Below are 25643 nucleotides of genomic sequence, written 5' to 3'. Positions count from 1 at the left end.
GGTTCTCCTAGTTGATCGTGTCAATGACGTCATCTTATAAAGCATCGTCCGCCCCACGCCAGCGCCAGTCGCGCGGCCTGACGTTGGCCCAGGCGACGCCGCAATGCATCCGGCGCCGCTTCGGCGTCATCGCCCAGCGGCAGAACGATATCGATCGCATCGAAACCGTCGGGCCGCGCGGGCTGTTCGTCACTGCGGCCGTCCGTCAGTACCACAAGTGTGACCGGCCGCCCTGCCGCCACACGCTTTCCCGCGGCGCCGCGACGTCCGTAAGCCTGCGCCGCCATGACCCCGCGATCGAGTGGTGTCCCGCCGCCTCCGGCAATCGGCGCAAGCCATCGCGCGCTCCATCCCCGCGGCACGGCCGGCCCGAAACGTACCTGCGCCACGCTGCCACCAAAACCGATCACCACCGCTTCGGCGTCCTGTCGGCGTAATGCGCGGAGCCATGGCATCAACAATCCCTTGGCATGCGCCAAGGCCCCCGACGCCAGCATCGATGCGGAACAGTCCAACAAGAAGACAGTGCGGGTCGCCGTCGCCGCGCCGCGCTGGATCGCGCGCAAATGCGGTAAGGAAAGAGCGGCGCCACGGGCCGCGCGCAAGGTGGCAGGCCAGGAGAGCGCTGCACGATGCCGCAAAACGTCTACGCCTTCAAGATGTCGCACACGGTCGCGCTTCCGGCCGCCGTCGCGGCGCAGATCCGCTGCCTCGGACCATCGTCGTGACATCCCGGGAAGCTTTGTTTCGCCGGGACCGGCATCGTCACGACGACTCAGGCTTTTTTTGCGTCGTACGGCCGAACGTGCTTCACGTGCGGGACCGCTGTCTGCGCCGGAGCGAGATAACCCCAGTCTTTCGACGGATCGCCATCTGGTGCAGCCGACGCCCGGCCGTCGGCCTGGCCTCGTGACATCATCTCGCCATGCCCTTTCCGCGTTTCCGCGGCGGACGGCGCATCGACGCCATTCCGTGCCGGCTGGTTGGAATCTTGCCCCTTCGCACTGCTCTGCTCGGTCGGCATCGACGCCTGCTCGCCGCCAGAAGGCGACGGGCTCGCACCGGCCTGGCGGCGATGCGACAGCACCAAGGGAGCGACCCGGTCGACATGCGCGACGGAGATCGATTCCGCCCCGTCGAGTGCCGCTTGCGCGCGCGCGGCCTTCAGCATGACGAGATCGGCGCGCACGCCATCCACTGCCGCGGCGAGGCACCATTCGGATACGCGTCGATGCACGGCATCGCTGAAGGCAAGCGCCGAGAGGCGCAGACGGGCTGCTTCGATTTTCTGGCGCAAGGCGAGCGTGCTCGCGGCGTGCGACGCGACGAACGCCTCCGGATCGAGATCAAAGGCGAGTCGGGATCGGACGATCGCCTCGCGCAACGCGACATCCCGATAATTCTCCAATACCACCGACAAGCCAAAGCGATCGCTCAACTGCGGCCGAAGTTCGCCCTCTTCCTCGTTCATCGTCCCGATCAGCATGAAGCGGGCCGCATGGCGATGCGATACGCCATCGCGCTCCACGACATTGATGCCGCTTGCGGCCGCGTCTAGCAAGGCATCGGCCAGCGCATCCGGCAACAGATTGACCTCATCGACATACAGCACGCCGCCGTGCGCCTTCGCCAACATTCCCGGTGCAAAACGCGCCGTCCCGTCGCGCAGTACCGCATCCAGGTCGAGCGAGCCGATCAGCTGCGCCTCGCTCGCCCCCAAGGGCAGCGTCACGAAAGGCGCCGGCGCCAGCAAGGCGGCCAACGCCCTCGCGCTCGTCGATTTCGCCGTGCCGCGCGGGCCGGCGATCAGCACGCCGCCAAGTCCGGCATCCACCGCTACCAATAGCAAGGCCTGTTGCAACGCATCCTGCCCCACCAAGGCGACAAAAGGAAAAGGCTGCGGCAAGGCCGGCAACGGCGTGTTTTCCGAGAGGGCTGACGCGGTCGTCGAACTCATTTGTTTATCTCATAAGGCATTGCGATGGCATCGACAGACGGAGGCGTCGCGGCACCCGGCGACGACGACATCGCCCCTTCGGCAATCGCGTCCGCAGCGAGCAGATACTGCTCGATACGGTCCCGATGGTCTCCTGGCGACTGCCATAGACCGCGCCCCATAGCTTCCAACATCCGTTCGCAGATCGCCTGTAACGCCTGCGGATTATGTTCGGTCAAGAAAGCACGCGTCTCCGCATCGTGCAGATAGGCATCGCCGATCATCGCATACTGGTGATCGGATACCACGCGCGCCGTGGCGTCATAGCCATAGACGCAATCGACGGTATCGGCAAGTTCCGCCGCGCCCTTGTAGCCATGACGTTTGACGCCGTCGATCCATTTGGGATTGACCACACGGGACCGAATCACGAAGGCGATTTCCTCGCGCAACGTCTTCACGCGCGGAACATCGATCTGACTGTGGTCGCCGACATAGACGGCCGGTTGCTGCCCTGAGAGGTGCCGTACCGCCGCCGTCATACCGCCTTGGAAAAGATGATAGTCGCTCGAATCGAGGACATCGTGTTCGCGGTTGTCCCGGTTCTGTACAACTACGTCGACGTCCTGCAAGCGCGCGGCCAGCGCGTCCTGCGCAGGGACACCGGCATCGTCCTGGCCATAGGCATGGCCCCCCCAGCGCAGGTAGGCATCGCTGAGATCGCCATCCGTTTGCCAATTACCACTGTCCAACGCTTGTTGAATACCCGCGCCATACGCCCCGGGCCGCGCACCGAAGACCCGCCAGCCGGCGCGCCGACGTGCCTCCTCGGCCGGCCTGCCCTCGGCGATCATGCGGTCGCGCTCCGCTTGCACCCGTGCGCGAATCGGATTCGTCTCGGCGTCTTCGTCGAGCTCGGCGACGGCTTGCACGGCCGCGTCGAACAGATGGATCAGATTCGCAAAGGCATCGCGGAAAAAGCCGGAGACGCGCAGCGTGACGTCGATCCGTGGTCGGTTGAATATGCTGACCGGCAATATCTCGAAATCGGTCACGCGATGCGATCCTGCCGCCCACTTCGGGCGCACGCCCATCAGCGCGAATGCCTGCGCCATGTCGTCGCCACCGGTGCGCATCGTCGCCGTGCCCCACACCGACAAGCCGACCGCGTGCGGAAAGTCCCCGTGATCTTGCAGGTGTCGCTCGACCAACTGATTTGCCGCTTTGAGGCCGAGCGCCCAAGCCGATTGCGTCGGCAGCGCTCGCGTATCCACCGAGTAGAAATTCCGCCCCGTGGGCAGCACATCGGGGCGGCCACGCGACGGCGCGCCGCTCGGGCCCGGCGGGACGAATCGCCCCGACAGCCCGCGCAGCAGTTGCCGCATCTCCTGCGTACCGCAGGCATCGAGTCTCGGCGCGATCTGCTGCGCGATACGCGACATCACCGCGCGCGCGGTCGGCCATGTCTCCAACGGATAACGATCCGGGGAAAGCGCGGTAGGCATGTCGCGCGCGGCATCACCGCTTTCTATCAAGGCCAATGCCAGGCATTCGAGCCGTTCACGCGTATCGCCGTGATGCCGCCACGGATCGTCCGCCTGCTGTAAAAGCCACGCCGGGCGCGGCCCCGTCCACGGTATTGCGGGATCGGCGCGCAAAGGATCATAGGCGCCCTGCGGCACCCCGCCCTCGCCGTCGGGCAAGTGCTGCGCGATCCGCGGCGAGGCATCGGGCGCGTCGCCGGTAAGGCAATCGGCTGCGGACGGCGCAACGTCGCAGAGACCGAGATCTTGCGCCAGCGCCTGGATCAAACCGGCTCGCGCACCCTGGCCGTCACCGGTGGGAAAACGCGCCAACGCCATCAGCGTGTCGCGCCGCTGACGTCCGACAGGCGACACGCCGAACGTATGCAACCCGTCGCGGATCTGCGCCTCCTTCAGCTCGCATAGATACGCATCGGCACGCGTCAACAGCGCGTCCTCGCCGTCGCGGTCCGCCCCAGCCTCGGCACCGGACGAATTCGTCGGCAACGGCATGCCAAGCTCCTCGTGCAAGCCGTGTTCGACGATCGTTTGCAGAATGGAGCGCCGCAACAATACCGCGCGACGCGGATCGACCATCAGTGCTTCGTAGTACTCGTCGACCTGCCTTTCCAGGTCCTGGAGCGGCCCATAGGTCTCGGCGCGCGTGAGCGGCGGCATCAGATGATCGATGATCACCGCCTGCGCGCGACGCTTCGCCTGGCTTCCTTCGCCCGGATCATTGACGATGAACGGGTACAGATGCGGCATCGGCCCGAGGATCACATCGGGCCAGCATGCCGCGGACAAGGCGACGCTCTTGCCCGGCAGCCATTCGAGATTGCCGTGCTTGCCGACATGCACCACCGCGTCGATCGCATAACTTTCGCGCAGCCAGAGATAGAAGGCCAGATAGCCGTGCGGCGGCGCGATCGTCCCGTCGTGATAGCTCGCATAGACGTCGGTGGCGTCACCGCTGGCATCCGGCGCCTGTCCCGCCAACACGCGCGACGGCTGGATACCGACGAAGACCTGACCATAGCGCTTGCCGGCGATCATGAAACGCCCTTGCCGCACGGAGGGATCCGCCTCGGGCTCACCCCACTGCGTGCGGACAGCCGTGCGCAACGCTTCCGGCAATGCATCGAACATGCGGCGATACTGCGCCATCGGGAGGCTCTGCCATGCCGCGCGCAACGGACGGGTCGTCGGATCATTCGTGACCCCTGCGAGCAGCGTCGCCATCAATGCGTCGCCATCGGCAGGAACCGTGGCGTCGAGCGTATATCCCTGCGCTTGCAACGCAGCGAGGATGCCGACCACCGACGCCGGCGTATCCAGACCGACACCATTTCCAATGCGCCCTTCCGATTGCGGATAGTTCGCCATGACGAGCGCGAGACGCTTTTCCGATGGCGGCAGCGTCCGCAGGCGGCACCAGCGCCGCGCAAGCTCGGCGACAAACGCGACGCGCTCCAGATCGGGCTGATAACGGACCACATCGACCTGCGTCAACGGACAGTGATAGTCCAGCCCCTTGAAGCTGATCGCCCGGGTGATGATGCGCCCGTCCACTTCCGGCAGGGCGACATGCATGGCGACGTCACGCGCGCGCAGCCCTTGCTCGTCGCCAAGCCAGTCGTCACGGTTCGCGCCGCTGAGGATCAGCTGCAGGACCGGGACATCGCCGAATACCGCAACGGAGGCCGACGACGCGGTGTCGTCGGCATACCAGTCGGCACTATCGGCACCATCGATCTCGTCCCGATCGATCGATGCCGCGGCAAACGCCGTCGTATTCAACACCAAGGCCACGTCCGCCTGCGCACAGACCTGCCGCAGACCATCGGCGCTCAAAGCGTCTTTCAAAGACGTGATCGCGATGGGCAGCGGATTCAAGCCACGCGACGATAAGGCATCGGACAAGGCATCGAACACCGCCGTGTTGCCGGACTGCAAATGCGCCTTATAGAACACCACGGCCACGGTCGGCGCAAAGCCGCCGTCCGCGGTGCGATGCCAACGCGCCTGCCAATCGGCAAGCGCCGCAACTGTCACGTCGGGATGGTAGAGCGCGACTGCGGGCAGCGGCGCCGGAGGCGGCGGGACGGGGAAGCGTGCGGATCGCGACAGGCCCGCACGCGCGGCCGCGTCGGCGTCTGCGTCGTCAGAGCCGACGCCTCGCGCGTCCCCGCTACGTTGCGTATCGACCAGATGGGCCAGATAACGCAGGAAGGACGCCGCATTCCCAGCGCCGCCCTCGCGCAAATAGCGCCATAACTGGCGACACACTGCGGGCGCCACCGTGCTCCGTGCGGTCAGACTCGCGTCCTCGCTCAGATCGCCGGAAAACATGACCAAGGCGGTCCCTTGCTCGCGCGCGATCGCCGTCACGCGCTCGATGCCATAAGGCCAATAGCTTTCGCCACCCAAATGATCGACAACGATCAGTCGTGCCTGACGCAGGACATCGGCTTCATAGAAATCGATAGCGCCTGGCTGGCGCAGAAACGCCAGATTCGCCAGGCGGAGGGACGGCAGACCCTCGGTCTGAAGGCGCTGACAGGCCTGCGCCAACAGGGACAAGGTGGTATCGGCGGAACTGAGCACGACGATGTCGGCCGGGGTCTGCTCGATACGGATCACGCCGGCGCTATCGTCGACGAATCCGCCTGGCGTGGTGCGCAGTAAGTGCATGCCTTAACGCGACGCGATAACGGGTCGGCGACGCTCAGACGAGCGCGCCGGACCCCGTGGGGTTGGCCGCGTGCTGCGCGCCGGCAGCCGAGGCCAGTGCCGCGTCGAAGGCCTGTTGCAATGCGGCGCCGTCGAGGTCTTCGCCGATGAGGACGAAGCGACTCTGCATCGTGCCGTCGGCGGTCGACAGGGCCGTGCGCTCGGCATCGGTCCAGCGACGGTCGAAATAGCTGTCGAAGCGGCGCCCCACGCCCTGCACGACCAGGCGCATCGCCGCACCCGGCAACGCGGCAAAACCCTTGATTCGGTAAATGGTATTCGCGGCCACCAATGCTTCGAGTGCCGCCGTCACCTGCTCCCGACGCGCTACCGGCGCGGTCACCAACACGGAATCGAATTCGTCGTGGTCGTGATCATGATGATCCGGGTCGTCCGCGCCGTGATGGTCATGCCGCAGATGGATGTTGTCCTCCGACGCCGCTTCGAGCCCAAGCAAAGCATGCAGGTCGAGTCGGCCCATCGATGCCGGCACGATTTTGACGTGCGGCGGGATCTCGCCACGGATCAGTGCTTCCACGCCCGCGCGGTCCGCCGGATCGAGGATATCGATCTTATTGAGGATCACCAGATCCGCCGCCGACAATTGGTCCTCGAACAGCTCGTGCAACGGGGATTCGTGGTCCAGATTCGGATCGGCGCGGCGCTGGGCGTCGACGGCTGCCGGATTCGCGGCAAACTGCCCGCTGGCTGCCGCAGGGCCATCCACCACGGTGATGACCGCATCCACGGTAAAGCTGTTTTTGATCGACGGCCAATTGAATGCCTGTACCAGCGGCTTGGGCAAGGCCAGGCCGCTGGTTTCGATCAATACGTGGTCGATCTGGTCGCGCCGTTCGACCAACGCCTCCATCACGGGGAAAAACGCTTCCTGCACCGTGCAGCACAGGCAGCCATTCGCCAACTCGTACAGCTCGCCCGCGCGCTCGGCGCCCACATTCCCCTCCGCATCCACCTCGCAGCCGATGCCGCATCCTTTCAGGATGTCGCCATCGATGCCGAGTTCGCCGAATTCGTTGACGATCACGGCGATCCGCTTGCCTTGCGCGTGTTGCAGGATATGGCGGAGCAAGGTGGTCTTACCGCTACCGAGGAAACCAGTAACGACGGTAACGGGAATCTTGCGCAACTGCATGCTGGCGCTCCAGAAGAAAGGCTGCAAAACACGCGCCGAAGCGGCGGCGCGTCGAAAAAAAAGAAAACGCCCACGCAGCAAAGGGCCGCGCGAGCGTGGCAATGACCGGTCAGGCATGCCGGCGGGGACGCATTGCCCCCCGCCGGCCACGCGTGCAGTCTAGGCCCGGGTCCCTGCTCCGTCAAGATTGGCCGATCGGCGGACGTGCGCGCCTGGCCAAGCGGGGCCTTTGTCCCCGGGCTCGGGACGTCCCAGACTTCCGGGCATTACCCGCGTCGATCGGCCGCCAGGAGCTTGTCAAGCACCGCGTGCAGCGCGGGCTCCGACAATTCACCGAAGTGCACATCGGCAAACCCGCCGTCGGCGTAGAAGAACAGCGTCGTCGGCACGACGCTGCTACGGTATCGCGCACCCAGTCGTGCGTCGCTATCCAGCACCACGTTCTGCAACGACAAGTGGGCACTCGCTAAATAGGCTGTTACCTGTGCCGCGTTTTCGCCCTGATTCGCGAAGACGATGTGGACGCCCGGATAGGCCTGCTGCGCCCGCGCCAGCGCCGGCATCTCGCGGCGACAAGGGCCGCACCACGTTGCCCAGAGATTGACGACGGTCGGCTGGCGCTTGCGCGCCAGCAACTGCACATTTTCGACCGGCACTGCGGTGGATGCCGCTAACGGCGCTCGGGCATCGAGCGCGGCAAAGCGCCAATCAGGCAATGCCGGACGCCCCATGGCACCGACATGCAGTGCCGCGCCCGCCCCGCACCAGATCACGCATGCCGCGCAAACGGTTGCCGCGAGCGGCGTGCGAAGCCCCTTGCGTCGCCATCCCGCGACGATCAGGACGATCAGCGCGATGGCAAGTCCTGCGCCGATCGACATCCCGCCATCGCGCAGATCGATCAATTGCACGAACCAGCTCCAGACGCCCGATCCCGACACGCTCGCATCATGCGCATTCGTGCCCGTGAACGCGCCCTCTCGCAGCGCATAGGCCGGCCAATTCTGACCGAGATAGACCAGCCTGCCGACGAAAACCCCGCCAATCGCCGCCCACCACATCGAGGGTTCGATATGCGTATGCCGCCGCCGCGCAAAGATCCAGGCCAGCGCCATGCAGATAGCTGCCACGGCAAGCCATTGCAGCATCGGCGCCGTGACTGGAATCCCGGCGACGACAAACGAGGCCTTGGGCGCGACCGCGGCAGTGATGGTCGAACCGAAGTCCGACAGCGTCGTCGCAACGGAGGCATCGGCACTGTGTGTTGTCAGGGGAAAAGCAGAATCAGGCATGAGACCACATCGGCGAGCACACTCGGTGTTGAAAAGAAGGGGTCAATCGCGCAATCGAAGGCGGCGTACAGCGGGCCCCGGCGATTATAGCGCCCGAACCGGGCCGCTCCGCCCCTATCCTGCACCAATCATATGCGATGTCAATCAACAAGTTAGGACCGGTCTAAATGCGCTTTCCGCGCGAGATAGATAGGATTGGTCATATGAAAATCCTAATCATCGATGCGGACCGTACGACAGCGTGGGCCTTGCGTGATGCACTGACGCAATCGGGGCACACGGTGGATACGTGCGACAACGCGCCGTCGGGACGGCACGAGGCGATGGAGGCGCAGCACGACCTGCTGATCATCGCCACCGAATTGCCGGGGGCCGATGGCATCGCGCTGATGCGCGAAATTCAACAGCGGCGTCCCACACCGACGCTGATGCTGAGCGCGCGCGACGATCTCGGCGAACGCTTGGACGCATTGCATGATGGCGCCGACGATGTGCTGCTGAAGCCGTTTGCGACCGCGGAAGCCGCTGCACGCGTAACGGCGATCCTGCGTCGTGGTCCGGCCCGTGCGCCGACCCGAATCGAAGTGGGCGATCTGCAATTGGATCTGGATCAACGCAAGGCCCACCGCCGGGCGCGCCCTATACTGTTGACCGCCAAGGAGTTTTCCTTGTTGTGGCTGCTCATGCGCCGCGCATCGCAGGTCTTGACGCGCACGACCATTCTCGCGCACGTCTGGGACACCACGTTCGACAGCGATGCCAACGTAGTCGATGCGGCCATTCGTCGCCTGCGGGCCAAAATCGACGATGACGCCACCCAGCCTTTGATCCACACGGTCCGAGGCATGGGATATGTCTTAGAGCCGCGGTAACACCGCGGACTTCCCCCACCCGCTTAACGGCATCGTGCCTTCACGCCCGGGATGGGCTTGCCCGACCGTAGACTACGGGTGCGCTCGATACTCTCCGCGCTATACGGGTAATTTACATCGCTGGCGTCGTGCTGGAGCGTGCCATCGCACCAGGCGATCAGCAATTCCTCCCGCGCTTGTGCACGTGTCTTACCGCTTTCGTGCGCCGGCGGCGTCCCTTCTATTACCCGGAGTGTCGAGGTGGTTGCCGCATCCGACGCATAGGCGGCGGGTAACGCAGCCAGGCCGAACACCGCCAGACCGACACATACCGACATCGCTAATCGCTTCGCTTCCATGACTTTCTCTCCCATTGACTATTGCGTGCCGTGGGATCAGGGAGCATGCTGCCCGAAAGCAGATGGCCGACTACGGTAACGCTGGCCTGACGCTCCTGATCCTGCGGTGCTGTCGCTGGCCGATGAGCCAGACTTGCTTGCAGTTTGCCTACAGGGCGGTGCGTAAACGTGATGAGAAGATGACGGGCGCGTCATCGAATGTGAGACCATCAGACATGCACCGCACACGCATAGACGCCAAGCCCCGCCAATAGGGTAGTTACCCTGCACTGACGCCTTTATATCGCCGCATGTCTTCTGAACCGCCGTGGTTTCATTCAGACCAATCGCCGCAATCGGAGGCGAATGGGAATACGGATTCTGTGCGTGCGGCCCACGGAGATGGCCGGGTAGGGGCACTGGTCGTCGGCATCGGCTGCCGCCGCGGCGTTACCACCGATGCCATCGCATCGGCAATACGAACCGCGCTGGCGCGCATACCGCAAACGGACCGCTTCAGCCGGCCCACGCTGGCGCTCCTGGCCACCATCGAGGCCAAGGCCAACGAAGTGGGCCTGCTGGCGTTTGCCGAACGGCATAACGTGCCGCTGCGCCTGTTTTCCGTTGAAGCCTTGGCCCATGCGCTGAATACGACGGTCGCGTCGGGGGCGCCCGCGCCAGACGGCGACCTGACAGCGCCCAATGCGGTGCGCCGACGCTTTGGCATCGAAAATGTTTGCGAGGCCGCCGCGCGTGCGGCCTGTCCTGCCGGCGCGGTGCTGCTTCCGAAAACCGTTTTCGGTGACGTGACCGTCGCCATCGTCGCTCCCTTCGCCCCGCTTGCCCCACTCGCCCGCTGAATCGGCGCTGCCGCGGTCTGTGGTATCGTCGGAGCCGACTCGCTCCAGTAGGGTGCGACGGTTCCGCAGGCGCACACGCCAGCCTAGCCTCGAAGCGCCGCCCTGCCGACCTGCCATTCGCTTATTGCCCGTTTTACGATACCGATGTCCGATCTCAAGCCCATGCCGTCATCCCCGCCCCTCGCAAGCCCGCTCGATGCCGGCAACAGCCCATCCGAAACCACCCCGCCTGTCGAGGCGCAGCAAGACAGTGGCGGCGATAGTGTTGCCACGGACGGCGATGCCCACTTGCGGATGGCGCAACGCCGCAAGGCCGGCTTCGACAAGAAGCAAGCTGCAGCGACCAATGAAAAAGGCCTCCTGATCGTCAACACCGGCAACGGCAAAGGCAAGAGCACCGCTGCCTTCGGCATGGGCCTGCGGATCATCGGCCATGGCATGCGGCTCGGGGTCGTGCAGTTCATCAAGGGGGCGCTGCACACGTCGGAGCGCGACTTGCTGCAGGCCTACGCGCAATGCGAGTTCGTGAGCGTCGGACATGGCTATACATGGACCACGCAGAATCGCGACGAGGACATCGCCACTGCCCGTGAAGGATGGGACATCGCGCGTCGGATGATCGAGAGCGGCGAGTATCAGATGGTCATCCTCGACGAACTGAATACCGTGTTGAAGTACGAATACCTGCCTTTGGACGAAGTGCTGTCGGTCGTGCAGTCGCGTCCGGACATGGTGCACGTCGTCATCACCGGTCGGCATGCCGCCGACGCCTTAATCGAAGCGGCCGATCTGGTCACGGAAATGCGGGTAGTGAAGCACCCGTATAAGGAACAAGGGGTAAAAGCGCAGCGCGGCGTGGAATTTTGATGGCGGTGTTCGAACAAGCGCCCGATGCGTCGGCGTCCTGCCCGGCACTGTTTATCGGGGCACCGGCGTCGAATCAGGGCAAGACCACCGTCACGGCCGCACTCGCCCGATGGCATACCCGTCAAGGACGTCGCGTGCGGGTCTTCAAGACCGGCCCGGACTTCCTCGATCCGATGATACTCGCGCGGGCATCCGGCGCACCGGTCTGGTCGCTCCATCTGTGGATGGTCGGAGAGGACGCCTGCCGGTCGATATTGGCCGATGCGGCGCGCGAGGCCGACCTGATCCTGATCGAAGGCGTGATGGGACTGTTCGACGGCCAGCCGAGCGGCGCGGACCTTGCCGAGCGCTTTGGCGTGCCGGTACTTGCGGTCATCGATGCCCAAGCGATGGCGCATACGTTTGGCGCACTGGCGTTCGGCCTCGCCCGCTATCGGCCCACGCTGCCGTTTCACGGCGTGCTGGCCAATCGCGTCGCCTCTCCCACGCACGCCGCGAGCCTGAAGTCGAGCCTTCCCGAGGGCATTCATTGGTGTGGCCATCTTCCACCCGATGCCGCGATAACACTACCGGACCGTCATCTGGGTCTCACGCAAGCACAGGAGATCGCCGATCTGGACGCGCGGCTCGACGCGGCCGCGGACGGACTGGCCTCCGCTCTGACGCAGTTGGGGATCGGCGCGCCGGCTCCCGGCCCGAGTGGCAACGCCGGCACATCGACGGGGGATAATGGCAACCAGGCGATCAACGACGCGGCGCGAGATCGGGCAATGTGCGCGATTTTGCCACCTCCGGTCGTATTCGAGGCGCCTGATGCGCGGCAGGCCAATACTGCCGCGCATCCGAGTGCGCCGCGCTTCTCTGCCTCCGTGCCGTCCGAGCCGGAGCAGCCTGTCGGCATGGGTCCGCTGTCAGGTCGCCGCATCGCTGTCGCGCGCGACACGGCCTTTTCGTTTTTGTATCCGGCCAATCTGGCCTTGCTGGCAACCCTCGGTGCTCAGGTCGTCACCTTCTCTCCGGTGGCGAACGAAGCGGTACCCGATGGCGCAGACGCGCTGATCCTGCCCGGCGGCTATCCCGAATTACATGCGGCGCAGTTGGTGGGTGCGCAGCACACCGCCGCCGCCATTCGCGCGCATATCGCAGCCGGCCGACCGACGTTGGCCGAATGTGGCGGCATGCTTTATCTGATGGCTGGCTTGACCGACATCGACGGGCGCCGCTGGCCGATGCTCGGCATCCTGCCAGGCGAGTCGGTGATGCAACCCAAGCTGGCTGCGCTCGGCATGCATCGGCTGGATACGCCCCTGGGCGAAGTACGCGGACACACCTTCCATTACTCCCGCCTGACCACGACGCTGACCGCCAGCGCCGAGACCCGACACGCCACGCGTCATTCTCGCGGGGAGCCCGTCTACCGGCTGGGCGGTATCACCGCCACCTATTTCCACGCTTACTGGCCGTCGAATGTCGACTGGCTGATCGCCACGCTGAGCTAATCGTTTCCATGACGCAAGAAAATCCCACGTCGGCGCCCGCTGACAATCATGTAGTTCTTTTGCAAAAAATTCAAAACGCGCTGAATAGCACGCCAATTGGGTCGCCATGCATTAATATCTGCAAGCTCGACGAATTCACACGTACGTTTTGCGTCGGCTGCTCAAGACCGCGAACCGAAATCAAGGCTTGGAAAACCCTGAACGACGCGGAGAAGTGTGTGATTTTACGGCGCCTGGCCTCCGAAATCGCTGAATGATCAGCCATTTCGCGCCATAACATGCGCTTCTGAGCCGAACTTCCGGCCATACGTATGACGAAGGCCTAGCGATTGAGAGGGCCTATCACTTCAATAGGCTTTCAATAGCAATTTATACGACTCAGCCGGGAAGATTTAAAGCAATTGCGTATTCAATAAAACTATTTACTACGTACGTATGTATTTATAAATGCGGACGTTTGTATAATTTAAAATCTTCGATTTAGGTCACTTTTAAACAACATGTGAGTGTTGTTTTAATCGCAATGACTATGCCTTTTATCGCGATCCGTTCAAACGCTCGTGTAAGATTCATATCCATGCACTGACGATAAAACACACGGCGGGAGATAACCGGAAATCGTCTGATGTTTGATAAAAATCGCAGAAATTCCCCGAAGTAATACAACAGATGTAAGCAATAGCGGGTGGATTTCATAATCTACGGAACTGAATAGGTTCCTCGCTGCATCTTCTTAACTCATGCCTAGTCAACATCGTAATTTTTACCAAAGTGAAGCGCGAAACGCGTCGCGCACGATGAAAACCGGGTCCGCCGTGTGCGGCGTTGTGTTTCACGGTCGTTTGAATTTTCAAGCCATGTTGCTGGCATTGATGCTTGCCATCCTGTTGATGTCCTCCGCGATGTCGGCGCATGCAGCATTGGGCGGCAACGCGGCATCGATCACGCAGGACCACGCCGCCCTCGGCGGTACCTCGACGACGACGCAGCGCGCGGCGGTTGCGAGCGTCAATGCAGTGGGCGTGAACGTCGGCAATAGCGCCACGTCCGCCGCGCAGTACGCGGTCACGACGATCAAGACCGATCTCGGCACGACGGTCAACGAGTACGCGACAACCGCCGGCGTTGTCTTCGCGATTTCGTGGTCGGGCCCGGCGGTACCGAATCTGGGTCAGTTGCTCGGTACGCATGCCGCCGACATGCGCAGCGGCGCCGCGGCAAATGCTGCAGCGGGCAATGCACACGGTCCGATGACGATGGATAACGGTGATCTGGTGGTGTTCTCGGGCGGCATGATGCAGGCCTATCACGGCCTGGCCTACCTGAAGAGCGCCCTGCCATCCGGCTTTTCTCCGACGAATCTTCGCTGACACGCGCCTTCGTCCCCTGCTTCACCCCTAGCTGAATCCCTTCAACGCTTCATGCGCGACAGGCCCCTTTGTGGGAGAGCCGGATGGGTTGCGGTCGTCTCGGCGCGCGTGCGCGACACGACTGTAACCCTCCGCGGGCGGTGTGACTGACACCGTTTCTCCCGAGTTACCAGTCGGTTGGCGCCAGTCTCGATTTCGGAAATTGATCATGACGTTTTATTCTCGGACCCGTTGGGCCCTGGCCGCCGCTTTGTCCGCTTTCATCCTGACCGCATGCGGCGGCGGTGGCGGTGGCAGCAGCAGTACCGCTTCCGGCAATGCCAACAGCAACGCCAACACTGCAACAACATCGGCCGCGGCCATTGCGACAAATGCGGTCGCGGTGACGATCGGTTCTTCGGTAGGGGGCAATGCGTTCCGCAATATTCCCACGGTCAGCGTGACGGTTTGCGTGCCGGGCACCTCGACCTGCCAAACCATCGATAACATCCTGGTGGATACCGGATCCGTCGGCCTGCGCCTGATCTCCTCGGCCACGACGGTCACGCTGCCGACCGTGTCGACGTCGAGCGGTGCGACGTTGGCCGAATGCGTGAACTTCGCATCGGGTTACGGCTGGGGCGGCATGCGTACCGCCGACGTGAAGATCGGCAGCAAGAGCGTGTCGGGTATGCGCGTGCATTTGATGCACGACAGCAGCGTCCCGTCGGCACCGAGCAGCTGCGTGAACGCGCTGACCGGATACGAAGTCGACACGGTCGCCCGATTCGGCGCGAATGGCGTGCTGGGTATCGGCCAGTTGCCGCAGGATTGCGGTAGCGGCTGCGCGACAAGCACCTCGAATCATATTTACTACGGCTGCGCGCTGGGCACCTGCACGGACGTCACCTTGCCTGTCGCCCAACAGTTGCCGCATCCGGTGACGCAATTCACGTCCGACAACAACGGCACGGTCTTGCAATTGCCGTCCGTGGCCAGCGGCGGCCAGAGCAGCGCCACCGGCTTGCTGATCTTCGGCATCGGTACCGGGACGAACAATGCGCTGGGATCGGCGACGGTATTGAAGACGAATGGCCTGACCTTCAACGGTTCGTACAACGGCAGCGCGATCACGTCGTTTATCGATAGCGGCTCGAATGGCATCTACTTCCCGAGCAGCATCACGCAATGCTCGCAAAGCGGTTTCTCCACCTTCTACTGCCCGACCGCGTCGATGACGCAATCGGCAACGCTGTCGGGATCCGATAACGCCACGTCGGCGGCGATTTCCTTCGTCGTCGACAATACGGTCACGACGTATAACGCGAACAATGCCGGCAACAACGCATTGCCGGGCCTGGCGGGCTATCCCTCGGGCATGACGGACCTCGATCTTGGCCTGCCGTTCTTCTTCGGTCGCAGCGTCTTTACCGCCATCTCCGGTGTATCCACGCCCGGCGGCACGGGACCTTTCGTCGCCTTCTAATTCGACGCGTGGCGAGATCTCGCGGGCAAGGAAGCGCCCGCGAGATTTATGACATTTAGATGCATATGAGAATCATTGCCATTTAAATGTTTTACGCGTACATTACGCGCACTCAAGCTCGCTGATTCTGTTCGGATGCACACCGCCACCACTGCTCCCCGGGTCCGCCCGGCTTCGAAAGGCTCCGCGCGCAGCCGTTTTCTGAAATGGCTCCGACGTATCCATGGGTGGCTCGGGTTGTGGGGCGCCATCGCCGGCCTGCTTTTCGGGTTGACCGGCATCTTCCAGAACCACCGTGCAGTGATGCGCATCCCCTTGCCGCCACCCACGCGCTCTAGCGTTCAGTTGACGGTACCGCCTGAAGCGCAGCAATCGCCAAAGGCGATGGCGGCGTGGTTGCGCCAGTCGTTGAAGTTGAGTCATGCGCCCGCTCGTGTCTCGCGCGAGCCGGCGCAGGCCGTTGCCTGGGGCGACGAAACGGTGCAACAGCCGGAACATTGGCAGATCCGCTTTTCCGGGCCTAACACGCTACTCGACGCCGAGTACTGGGCCGGCGCTTCCGACGTCAAAGTCACTCGCGTCGAACACAACATCATTGGCGTCATCGAGAATCTGCACCGCAGCAACGGGATGTCACCAGTCTGGATCCTGCTCGCCGATACCTTTGGCGGCGCGATGATCCTGCTGTCGATTACCGGCGTGATTCTGTGGTCGGAGTTGAATAAACGCCGTCTGATCGGCTTCACGATCTTCGCGGCCTCGACCATCGCGATCCTGTCGGCCGCCGCGTCGTCGTTTTAATCGCGGGCCACCACCCTTCACCGTGCGCCATAGCGTTATGGCGTTTTCGGCTAGAATCCCTCCTTTGTTTGCAAGTCTCCTAGAAGACGACGCCAGAAGCGCGACCCGGTCCGATGGCATCGTGACGCGGCGTCGGCCCGTGCAAGAGGCTTGCAAAGCGCTATCGGTCCGATAATTTCAATCGGACGCGCCAAGGAGACGGCATGACGACCTCGGTCACCGCGGATGCACGGCAGACGCAGCAGACGAATGATTCCGACCTGCACGATAGAAAGGCCGTGCACGCCAGCGCATCGATGGACACACGGCCTATCGAATTCGACCGCCCCGACGCTGGCAATGCCAGTTGCAGCATCGGTCAGGCGTGGGCAAAGGTGCTGCCCGAGGCATCGCCCGACGAAAAACAGGCGCTGAAACTGCGGATCAAGGCGTTGCTGGCACGCGAGAACGCAGTACTGGTCGGGCACTACTATGTTGATCCGGAACTACAGGCGCTGGCGGAAGAAACCGGCGGTTGCGTGGCGGATTCGCTCGAGATGGCGCGATTCGGCCGGGATCATCCGGCTCAGACGCTGGTCGTGGCAGGCGTTCGTTTCATGGGCGAGACCAGCAAGATTCTCAGCCCCCAGAAACGCATCCTGATGCCGGATCTGGATGCCACCTGTTCGCTGGACCTGGGTTGTCCCGCCGACGCATTCGCGGCATTCTGCGATGCCCATCCGGATCGAACCGTCGTTGTCTATGCCAACACAAGCGCAGCGGTGAAAGCGCGGGCCGACTGGATGGTGACGTCGTCGATCGGGCTCGATATCGTCCGGACACTGCATGCGCGCGGCGAGAAAATTCTGTGGGCGCCGGACCGCCATCTCGGTAGCTATATTCAGCAGCAGACCGGCGCCGATATGCTCCTGTGGCAGGGCGCCTGTCTCGTTCACGACGAGTTCAAAGGCACCGAACTGGTGGATCTGCGCGCGCAATATCCGGACGCGAAAGTGCTGGTACACCCGGAGTCGCCCGCTAGCGTGGTGGCGCAGGCCGATGTGGTCGGATCGACATCACAATTGATCGATGCCGCCGTCACGCTGGATGCCGCCACTTTTATCGTTGCGACGGATCTCGGTATTCTGCATAAGATGCAGCAGGCGGCGCCAAATAAGACTTTTATCGCGGCACCTACCGCAGGCAATAGCGCGACCTGCAAGAGCTGCGCGCATTGTCCGTGGATGGCGATGAACGGCTTGTCAAACCTGGCCGACGCGCTCGAACACGGACATGGCGAAGTGCATGTCGATCATGCCATCGCGGAAAAGGCATTGCGGCCGATCAGCCGGATGCTCGAGTTCGCCGCGGCCCGGAAGCAGCGCGTCCAAGCCAGCGGCGATTTGGAAAAAGACCAGGCGCTGTACGGCAATATCGGCGCTGCCTGATCGAGGTCGAGCAGACGCGCGCGACGCGTGTCTGCTGCAATCGGGTCGCTTGCCCGGAATCAGGCCGCGCTCCCCATCAGGATCGTCGGCAAGCCTTTCGGCCAGGTATGCGGCGCGTCGAAGCGGTAGTGCGCACCCCGGCTTTCGGCACGCTGCACGGCGCCATCGACGATCAGCGCGGCGATGGTCAGCAGATTGCGTAAATCGATGCGCCGCGTGGCAAGAAGGGTCATTTGCGTTGCCGATGCCGTGTTGGCCGCCAGTTGCTCGATGTCGCCAACGCTTCCCGCGTCGCCCATGGCCGCGCGCCATGCGGCGATCTGGCGTTGCGCCAACAGCAGACTCGCCCCGTCACGTTGAATTCCCGCGGCTTGCCACATCAAGGCACGCAAGGCCGTCCGTACGACCACGGGATCGATCGCACTTTCCAATCCCGCCGACACCGCTGCGTTCACGTTGCCGACATTGCCGTCACCCGCGCGTGTGCGCGGTTCGACCACGTCTTGCCTTGGCACATCGGACGGTGCGCCGGCGTGCGCGGCCGACGTCTGATCGATTGCCGTGGCGATGCCGTCTTCCGGCGTGCGCGCCATGGCCTGCAGCGCCGCGGCGGCATTACGGCCGATCACCACACACTCCAGCAAGGAATTGCTCGCGAGCCGATTCGCGCCATGCAGTCCCGTGCAACCCGCTTCACCGACGACAAACAGACCCGACAAATCGGTGCGGCCGGACGTATCGGTGACAACGCCGCCGCAGGTGTAATGCGCCGCTGGGACAACCGGTATCGGCTCATGCCGCATATCGATGCCGCGCGTCAGGCAATGCGCGAGAATCGTCGGGAAATGCGTTTCGAGAAAATCAGCCGACTGGTGGCTGATATCCAGATGCACATAGTCCAGCCCATGTTGCAACATCTCACGCGTAATGGCGCGAGCCACGATATCCCGAGGGGCCAGCTCGGCACGCGGATCGAGCGCCGGCATGAAACGATATCCATCGTTGGGCCGACGGAGGATGCCGCCCTCGCCCCGCACGGCTTCCGAAATGAGGAACGTCCACTCGCGCTGCGCCGCGGACGGCGACGCAACAGCCGACGTGTCCGACTCGGCGCGCGTCGTCGCAGCAAGATCCCGTTCCACCGCGGCCTCATACAAGCAGGTAGGGTGAAACTGAATGAATTCGAGATTTGCAACGCGGCAGCCGACGCGCGCGGCCATCGCGATCCCGTCGCCGGTCGCCGTCGCCGGATTTGACGTATGCGGGTAGACTTGGCCCGCGCCGCCTGTCGCCAGCACGACTGCCCGGGCGGCTAGCGTCGTGCACTGGCCGCTCTCCCGGTCCAGAACCGACACGCCGACACATCGACGCGATCCGGTTTCGCTGACCACGAGGTCGATCGCCTGGGTCTCCTCTAAAAAGCGTATCCGCCGATGCTCGCGCGCCCGAGCATGGACCGCGGTGAGCACCGCATGACCGGTGGCATCGGCCGCGTGGATTATGCGCCGATGCGAGTGACCGCCTTCCCGCGTCAAGTGATAGCCGAGCTCGGCCTCGTCGTCGGGCGTGAATGCCACGCCCTGTGCGATCAGCCAATCGATCGACTCCCGGCCGGCTGCCACGATCGCGCGGACCGCCGGTTCGTCGCACACCCCGGCGCCAGCGACCAAGGTATCGCGGACATGATCGTCGACACTATCCGTCGCGTCGAGCACCGCCGCGATCCCACCCTGCGCACGATCGCTCGCGCCCTCCATCGCGTGACGCTTGGCCAGCACGATCACTTCACATGCCGCGTCCTGCTCGACCAGCGTCAAGGCAACGGTCAGACCGGCCAGACCGGCGCCGACGACGATGATCGGCGCCGTACTCGATATCCCGTCGCCGCCGCACGATGGATCGCCCGCCGTTTGCCGAAGCGCCGCCTGCCGCGCAGTCTCTGTATTCGTCTTCATGCCTTCGTCCCTTCCGTCCCTCTGGGCCACAGCGACCGGCCTGACCCTGTGCTTTAGCGTTGCCGTCGCATTATGCCGTCATTGGCATGAACGCGTGGGAGACCGCCGCAAGTCCGTTTGCGTACGGCGATGCCCTTGTGGCAACCCGCCCATAATACGACTTCATCGCTTACACAACGCCTTCGGTACAGCGCAAGGTCCGGCCACGCGCGCCGGATGGAAATCCCTGACGTCAGACATTTGACGTGGCAAAATAGATGTCTTACAAATTTGTCCGCCTGGCGCAGGTTCATGTCCGACGATCACATGCAAGGCGCACCGGCCAGGCAAGTCCCGCCGCGTACGCCTCCCCGAGCCCCCAGCGTCCCCGCGAGTACTACGCCGCCCGAGCTGGCCGGCTCGACGCCCGCCGCAAGTAAAGCAGGCGCGGCGCTGTCTGCAACGGCCGCCGGTGACGGCCGCGCTACGCTCAGCGTCGACCCGAACAAGAGCGGGTCGTTGACGCCGGAGCAACGCAAGGGCATGGCTGCCTTGATGACCGGGCTCGGCTTGGCCTGCCTTGATGTCGCGATCGCCAATACCGCGCTGCCATCGATGGCGCGCGATCTCCACGTGACGCCGGCACAATCGGTCTGGATCATCAATGCGTATCAGTTGGCGATGGTCGCCACGATGTTGCCGCTGGCCGCCCTCGCCGACCGTTTTGGTCTGAAACGGGTGTTCCTTTGCGGAGTGGTGGTTTTCACCCTGGCATCGTTGGGCTGCGCGCTGTCGCCGTCGCTTCTGCTTCTGACACTGTCTCGTATCGCACAGGGCCTGGGCGGCAGCGCGATGATGACGGTCAATATTGCGCTGATCCGCTTTATTTATCCTGCGCATCGTTTGGGGCGCGGCGTTGGCATGAATGCCTTGGTGGCCGGCTCGAGCATGGCGATCGGACCGACGGTGGCGTCGCTGGTGCTGTCGGTCAGTAGTTGGCCCTGGTTATTCGCCTTGAATGTCCCTATCGGCATGGTCGCGATCGCGCTGGCACTGCCCTATCTGCCGAAACCGCCGCCCCGCACCACGCGCTTCGATGCCATCGCTGCCGCGATGAACGGCTTGGGTTTCGCGGCCATTCTTTTTGCATTTATCGAATTTTCGCAACAGGCATCCGTATGGATCGACCTGTCGGCGCTGGCGATCGGCGTCAGCGCTTTATGGCTCCTCGTCAAGCGGGAAGCCGGTCACCCGGCGCCGATGTTGCCGATCGACCTCTTCCGTCGCCCTGCTTTCTCGTTATCCGCGGCCACGGCGGTATGCGCCTTTTCCGTCCAAGGTCTCGCCTTCGTGTCCCTGCCGTTTTATTTTGAAACGACGCTAGGACGCGACCAGATCGCGACCGGTTTTCTGATGACACCGTGGTCGTTCTGCGTTGCGGCGATCGCCACCTTTGCCGGACGCCTCTCCGATCGCTATCCGCCCTCGGTACTATGCGGCATCGGTCTGATCTTCATGAGCGCATCCCTGATGTCGCTCGTCTGGATGCCGAGCGACGTTTCCTCGCTCGGCATCGTGATCCGTATGGCCTGCTGCGGCATTGGATTCGGCTTCTATCAGTCGCCGAATCTGAAAGCGTTTATGTCGAGCGCCCCACCCGAACGCGCCAGTAGCGCAAGCGGCGTCGTGGGGACGTCACGATTGTTCGGGCAGTCATCCGGCTCGGCCCTGGTGGCGTTGAGTTTTGGTCTCTCCGGTCATCACGGCCCACTGATGTCGATTGTCTGGGGCGCCGTGTTTGCATTGCTCGGCGGCATCGCCAGCGGGGCGCGGATGATGTCCAAACCGGATAGCCCTGCCAAACAGGCCTGAGACGGCGTCGCGCAGCCGAGCGGACGCATGGCAACGTCGTCATCGCGTCAGTGCTGCCATGCGCGTTCCATCGCCCAGCGCCTGAACCACTTGGACAACGCTGACCGCTTCATCACGCCGCTCCGCCAGCAGCGCCATTTCCACGCGGATTCGTTGTTCTCGTCGATCGAGCCAGTCGGCGGCAGCGATCTCGCCGGCCCGATATCGGTGTTCGGCTAGGCGTTCGGCTTTGTTCAGATCCACCTGCCTGCTTTCTTCGTTTGTCCGCGCGATCAAGGCGCGATTCGCCTCCGCCAGTGCATCGGCAACGTCTCGGAGCGATGTTTGCCATTGCTGCAGATAACGGGTTTCTGCCGCCTCGTAGCGCGCTTCCGCCTCGGTAATGCGATGGCGCTGGCCAGGATTTAGAAACGGCAATTTGACCATGCCGGCCAACACGGCCATCGGCGCGTTCACTAAGGATAAGAGGCTGGGGCTGCTTGCATTGAGCCCTGCCGTCAAACTGAGGCGGGGATACCAGTCCTTCCGCACGACTGCCGCTTCGGCCGCGAAAGCGGACAAGGCGGCGGCACTCGCGCGGATGTCCGGGCGGCACTGCAACTGCGCGGCACTCAACCCCGCGGGAATGTCGGGGAGAGCCGAAGGCAGTCGTGCATCGTCGTGAAAGCCGATCATTGCAGGAAGGGTGCGTGCTCGGTCCGCCATCCGCGCCAGGAGACCGCTGGGCCGCTTCGAGACGATGGCGATGGAATCGGTGACACCCGGTGCCTGCCCCATGAGCCGCGCCAACGTGTAGCCCGATTTACTGACGCGTGCTTCGAGTTGCGCCCATTCGATATCACGTTGATGGGCGTCGGCACGCGCGGTTGCCAGGTCGTCCATGGCGACGTCGCCGTTGTCATAACGCGCCGTCATGATCATGACGCGCTGTCGCGCAATATCCTGGAGCGCCCTGAGCCAGACGGCCTTCTCGTTCAAATAAGCTTGCTCCCAGTAGGCTTTTACGACCGCCAGAATCAGTTGGCGACGGGTATCGTCGCGCTCGAATCGGGCTTGCGCCTCTTGCAATCGCGCGCCGCGCTGTCTATCGCGCAAGCGTCCCCACAGGTCGAGATCCTGCGTGACGGTGAAAGCCGTCCTGAATTCCGATCGGTTGTTTCGCCATGGGTCCTCACCGGAAGCCAGTGGATCGCGGCGGTCATACCGCACATCGGCATCCGCCTGCGGCCCACGCGCCGCGCCCTCGGCACGACGCCGCGCTTCTGCCTGGCCGAGCCGTGCGCTGCTTTCCTTGAGCGCGACATTGTCGCGCAAGGCAATCGCAATGACTGCGTCGAGACGGGTATCGCCAACATCGCGCTGCCAGCTCTCCCCCGGGGTCGGCGCGTCGCACAGCATGTCCGAAGGCTGTGCCAACGTCTCGGGCGGCACAATCGTACCTCCCAGCACCGTCGGCGACTCAAACGCCGCCACGCGCGCACGCGGCTCAGTAAGTGCCGACACCGCGGCCCCCGGCGCGGCAGTGACCACCGACGCTTGCACGCCTATCAGACCAATGATCAGCGTTGCAGCGCGCAGAGCGCGACGTTTCTTTCCTTCGAGGCCTTTCGTGCGCGATGGCACGAACGGTTGAAAAACATGGCCGCGACGCTCAACCATCGGTCAAGGCCTTGATCGGGTCCATGCGCGCGGCCTGTCTCGCTGGCAATAGCCCAAAGGTAATACCGATAGCAATCGATCCAAGGCAGGCACCAATCAGCGAGGCGGACGTCGGTTGCAGCGGCAGACTAGGCGCGGCCCACGGCATGATCGATGCGACTGCCAACGAGAGCAAAACGCCGGCTACGCCGCCGAACAGACAGATAAGCAAGGCCTCCAACAGGAATTGCCGAGCGATGTCCCGCCGTTGCGCGCCGACGGCAATACGGATGCCGATCTCCGCTACGCGCTCGCGTACGGCGACAAGCATCATATTCATCACCCCTATGCCGCCGATACTCAATGCGATCGCGGCGGAGAGCAACATGACGATCCCCATCGTGCGCGCAGTCCGTTTCTGGCTCTCGATGTATTTGGTCGAAGACATCATGTGAAAATCCTTTTTACGATGCCGCGCCGCAAGCGCGACCGAAACGGCGGCCTCGGACGCATCGATCGACGGCTCCGGTCGCAGACTCATCTTCAGGTAATCGATATGGCGACGCCCGCTGAAGCGGCTCTGGACCGCCGTCACCGGCATATAAATTTCCAGCCCCATTTGGGGTAGCCCGTTATCTTCGACATCGGTCACGCCCACGACCATCACCGGCACCTTCCCCACCAGGATCCGCTCACCGAGGGCGGACCGTCCGTCTGGAAAGAGTGTCTTATAGCCGTTGCTGTCGATCACCGCCACCGCTGCCTGGCGCGTCAATGCGCCTGCGCCAAACATGCTCCCGGCGAAAAAGCGCCGCGGACTGGTGGCGAAATAATCCGCCTCGACACCGTAGACCGTCGCATCGCTCTTGATCGCGCCCCGCACGACTTGACCGGAGGCGGACGTGATGGCGGACACGCTCGCTACCTGCGGCAATCTGCGCAACGCCGCGGCGTCTTGCAAGGTCAGCGTTTCAATCAGCCCCGCCCGGGGATCGGATGGCCCGCTTCCGGGCAGTAGATATGTGGCGTCGGCGCCGTAGCTGCGAATTTCGGCCAATTGCTTGTCCCGCGCGCCGGCGCCCACTGCCAGCATCAACACCACGCTGGCTATCCCCATCATGATGCTGAGCACCATTAAACCGGTTCTTATCCGATTTCGTCGCAGGATCCGCCATGCTGCACCGAGATGTTCCCGACCGCGGCCGAGGCGTCGCAGCAACTGCCCGCGCGGTGTTTCATTCGTGGCGCTTGGATAAGGGCTCGTACTATCGACCGCGGACGACGCGCCGCCCTCCACCGTGGCGACAAATCGCGGATTCGAACAATCCGATACGATCCGACCGTCGCGCATCGTCACGATGCGCTGCGCCGCCTCGGCGACTTCCTGCGAATGGGTGACGACGATCAGTGTCCGCCCGCTCGCGTGCAGCCGCCGCAATAAGTCCAATACGGTGTCGCCACTGGCACTGTCCAAGGCGCCGGTCGGCTCGTCGGCAAGGATCACATCGGCGTCGTTCATCAGCGCGCGGGCGAGACTGACGCGCTGCTGCTGTCCGCCGGATAACGCTGCCGGCAAATGTTCCCCATGCCGCGCCAGTCCAACCGCCGCCAGAAGCGCTGTTGCACGATGGCGTCTCGCGGCCCGAACACTGCCCCGATAACTACCCGGCAGCGACACGTTATCCGCCGCGTCCAAATGGTCCAGCAGGTGATAGCGTTGAAAAATAAAGCCGAATGCATCACGCCGTAGTCGCGCCATCTGCGCCGGCGTCATGTCGAGGACATCCATTGTGGGAAACGGCGCGGACAGGTCGCCGCCCTGGTCAGCGACAGCGCGACGGCAGGGGCGTCCCTCGGCCAGGTCGGCATCGATGCGGTAGCGTCCCCCCGTCGGACGATCGAGGCCGCCGAGCAGATGCATCAACGTCGATTTCCCAGATCCCGAGGCGCCGACGATCGCGAGCCACTCCCCGGCATGAACGGTCAAATCGATGTCGTGCAATACGCACGCGGCGGGCGCGCTGTCGCTCTCGGGATAGTGTTTCGAGACGCCGGTCATGACCAGCAGAGGACGATCCGACAAA

The 25643-nt window shown here is 63.5% G+C and carries 17 protein-coding genes and 1 pseudogene; 9 read left to right on the top strand and 9 right to left on the bottom strand.

Translation table 11 applies throughout. The annotated features are described in order from the left end of the window. Positions 1 to 29: 29 nt before the first annotated feature. The 5 genes and pseudogenes from ABEG21_RS23610 to ABEG21_RS23590 all read right to left on the bottom strand — a co-directional run bounded on the left by ABEG21_RS23610 (position 30) and on the right by ABEG21_RS23590 (position 8637). Positions 30 to 731 (bottom strand): magnesium chelatase, encoded by a 702-nt coding sequence (locus tag ABEG21_RS23610; RefSeq protein ID WP_347558996.1) that lies wholly within the window; start codon positions 729 to 731, stop codon positions 30 to 32. A gap of 44 nt (positions 732 to 775) precedes the next feature. Beyond that, entirely contained in the window at positions 776 to 1957 is a 1182-nt protein-coding gene (locus ABEG21_RS23605; protein ID WP_347558995.1) for an AAA family ATPase, read from the bottom strand. An 89-nt stretch (positions 1958 to 2046) separates the two neighbouring features. Beyond that, positions 2047 to 6153 (bottom strand): annotated as a pseudogene (gene cobN / locus ABEG21_RS23600) (cobaltochelatase subunit CobN); the annotation flags it as partial. A 34-nt stretch (positions 6154 to 6187) separates the two neighbouring features. Beyond that, positions 6188 to 7345, bottom strand: a complete 1158-nt coding sequence (gene cobW / locus ABEG21_RS23595) for a cobalamin biosynthesis protein CobW (protein ID WP_347558994.1) — start codon at positions 7343 to 7345, stop codon at positions 6188 to 6190. A 266-nt stretch (positions 7346 to 7611) separates the two neighbouring features. Next, entirely contained in the window at positions 7612 to 8637 is a 1026-nt protein-coding gene (locus tag ABEG21_RS23590) for a redoxin family protein (protein WP_347558993.1), read from the bottom strand. A gap of 203 nt (positions 8638 to 8840) precedes the next feature. On the opposite strand from ABEG21_RS23590, the gene ABEG21_RS23585 reads away from it, so the two are divergent. Then, positions 8841 to 9509: a winged helix-turn-helix domain-containing protein gene (locus ABEG21_RS23585; protein WP_347558992.1), complete on the top strand. Its 669-nt coding sequence runs from the start codon at positions 8841 to 8843 to the stop codon at positions 9507 to 9509. A gap of 23 nt (positions 9510 to 9532) precedes the next feature. Here the strand turns inward: ABEG21_RS23585 and ABEG21_RS23580 are convergent, their stop codons facing one another. Then, positions 9533 to 9847 carry a DUF4148 domain-containing protein gene (locus ABEG21_RS23580; protein ID WP_347558991.1) on the bottom strand — a complete coding sequence of 105 codons (315 nt, stop codon included), beginning with the start codon at positions 9845 to 9847 and terminating at the stop codon, positions 9533 to 9535. 362 nt (positions 9848 to 10209) lie between these two features. Between ABEG21_RS23580 and ABEG21_RS23575 the strand changes: the two genes are divergently transcribed. The 7 genes from ABEG21_RS23575 (at position 10210) to nadA (ending at position 18115) form a co-directional block, all read left to right on the top strand. Next, entirely contained in the window at positions 10210 to 10686 is a 477-nt protein-coding gene (locus ABEG21_RS23575; protein WP_347558990.1) for a cobalamin biosynthesis protein, read from the top strand. Positions 10687 to 10830: 144 nt separating this feature from the next. Continuing rightward, positions 10831 to 11553 carry a cob(I)yrinic acid a,c-diamide adenosyltransferase gene (gene cobO / locus ABEG21_RS23570; protein ID WP_347558989.1) on the top strand — a complete coding sequence of 241 codons (723 nt, stop codon included), beginning with the start codon at positions 10831 to 10833 and terminating at the stop codon, positions 11551 to 11553. Beyond that, positions 11553 to 13052 (top strand): cobyrinate a,c-diamide synthase, encoded by a 1500-nt coding sequence (locus ABEG21_RS23565; RefSeq protein WP_347558988.1) that lies wholly within the window; start codon positions 11553 to 11555, stop codon positions 13050 to 13052. Before cobO ends, ABEG21_RS23565 begins: the two co-directional genes overlap by 1 nt. Positions 13053 to 13849: 797 nt before the next feature. Further along, positions 13850 to 14422: a DUF2844 domain-containing protein gene (locus ABEG21_RS23560; RefSeq protein ID WP_347558987.1), complete on the top strand. Its 573-nt coding sequence runs from the start codon at positions 13850 to 13852 to the stop codon at positions 14420 to 14422. Between the two features lie 208 nt (positions 14423 to 14630). Further along, the gene (locus ABEG21_RS23555; RefSeq protein WP_347558986.1) at positions 14631 to 15887 is read left to right on the top strand and encodes a DUF3443 family protein; all 1257 of its coding nucleotides are present in this window, start codon (positions 14631 to 14633) and stop codon (positions 15885 to 15887) included. 135 nt (positions 15888 to 16022) lie between these two features. Then, a complete protein-coding gene (locus ABEG21_RS23550; protein WP_347558985.1) occupies positions 16023 to 16688 on the top strand; it encodes a PepSY-associated TM helix domain-containing protein in 666 nt (221 codons plus the stop codon). A gap of 296 nt (positions 16689 to 16984) precedes the next feature. Then, positions 16985 to 18115 (top strand): quinolinate synthase NadA, encoded by a 1131-nt coding sequence (nadA, locus tag ABEG21_RS23545; RefSeq protein WP_347559075.1) that lies wholly within the window; start codon positions 16985 to 16987, stop codon positions 18113 to 18115. A 59-nt stretch (positions 18116 to 18174) separates the two neighbouring features. Here nadA and ABEG21_RS23540 read toward each other — a convergent pair whose 3' ends face one another. Further along, a complete protein-coding gene (locus tag ABEG21_RS23540) occupies positions 18175 to 20070 on the bottom strand; it encodes an FAD-binding protein (protein ID WP_347558984.1) in 1896 nt (631 codons plus the stop codon). A 522-nt stretch (positions 20071 to 20592) separates the two neighbouring features. Here ABEG21_RS23540 and ABEG21_RS23535 point away from each other — a divergent pair. Continuing rightward, a complete protein-coding gene (locus tag ABEG21_RS23535) occupies positions 20593 to 21921 on the top strand; it encodes an MFS transporter (RefSeq protein ID WP_347559074.1) in 1329 nt (442 codons plus the stop codon). 39 nt (positions 21922 to 21960) lie between these two features. On the opposite strand, the gene ABEG21_RS23530 is transcribed toward ABEG21_RS23535, so the two are convergent. Both ABEG21_RS23530 and ABEG21_RS23525 read right to left on the bottom strand, forming a co-directional pair. Beyond that, complete coding sequence (locus ABEG21_RS23530; RefSeq protein WP_347558983.1) at positions 21961 to 23580, bottom strand: TolC family protein; 1620 nt, start codon at positions 23578 to 23580, stop codon at positions 21961 to 21963. Continuing rightward, a complete protein-coding gene (locus ABEG21_RS23525; RefSeq protein WP_347558982.1) occupies positions 23573 to 25642 on the bottom strand; it encodes an ABC transporter permease in 2070 nt (689 codons plus the stop codon). The genes ABEG21_RS23530 and ABEG21_RS23525 overlap by 8 nt, the downstream gene beginning before the upstream one ends. Between the last annotated feature and the right edge of the window lies 1 nt (position 25643).

This window comes from Robbsia sp. KACC 23696 (genome assembly GCF_039852015.1).
Lineage (GTDB): Bacteria > Pseudomonadota > Gammaproteobacteria > Burkholderiales > Burkholderiaceae > Robbsia.
This window is presented reverse-complemented; position numbering and strand designations above follow the sequence as displayed.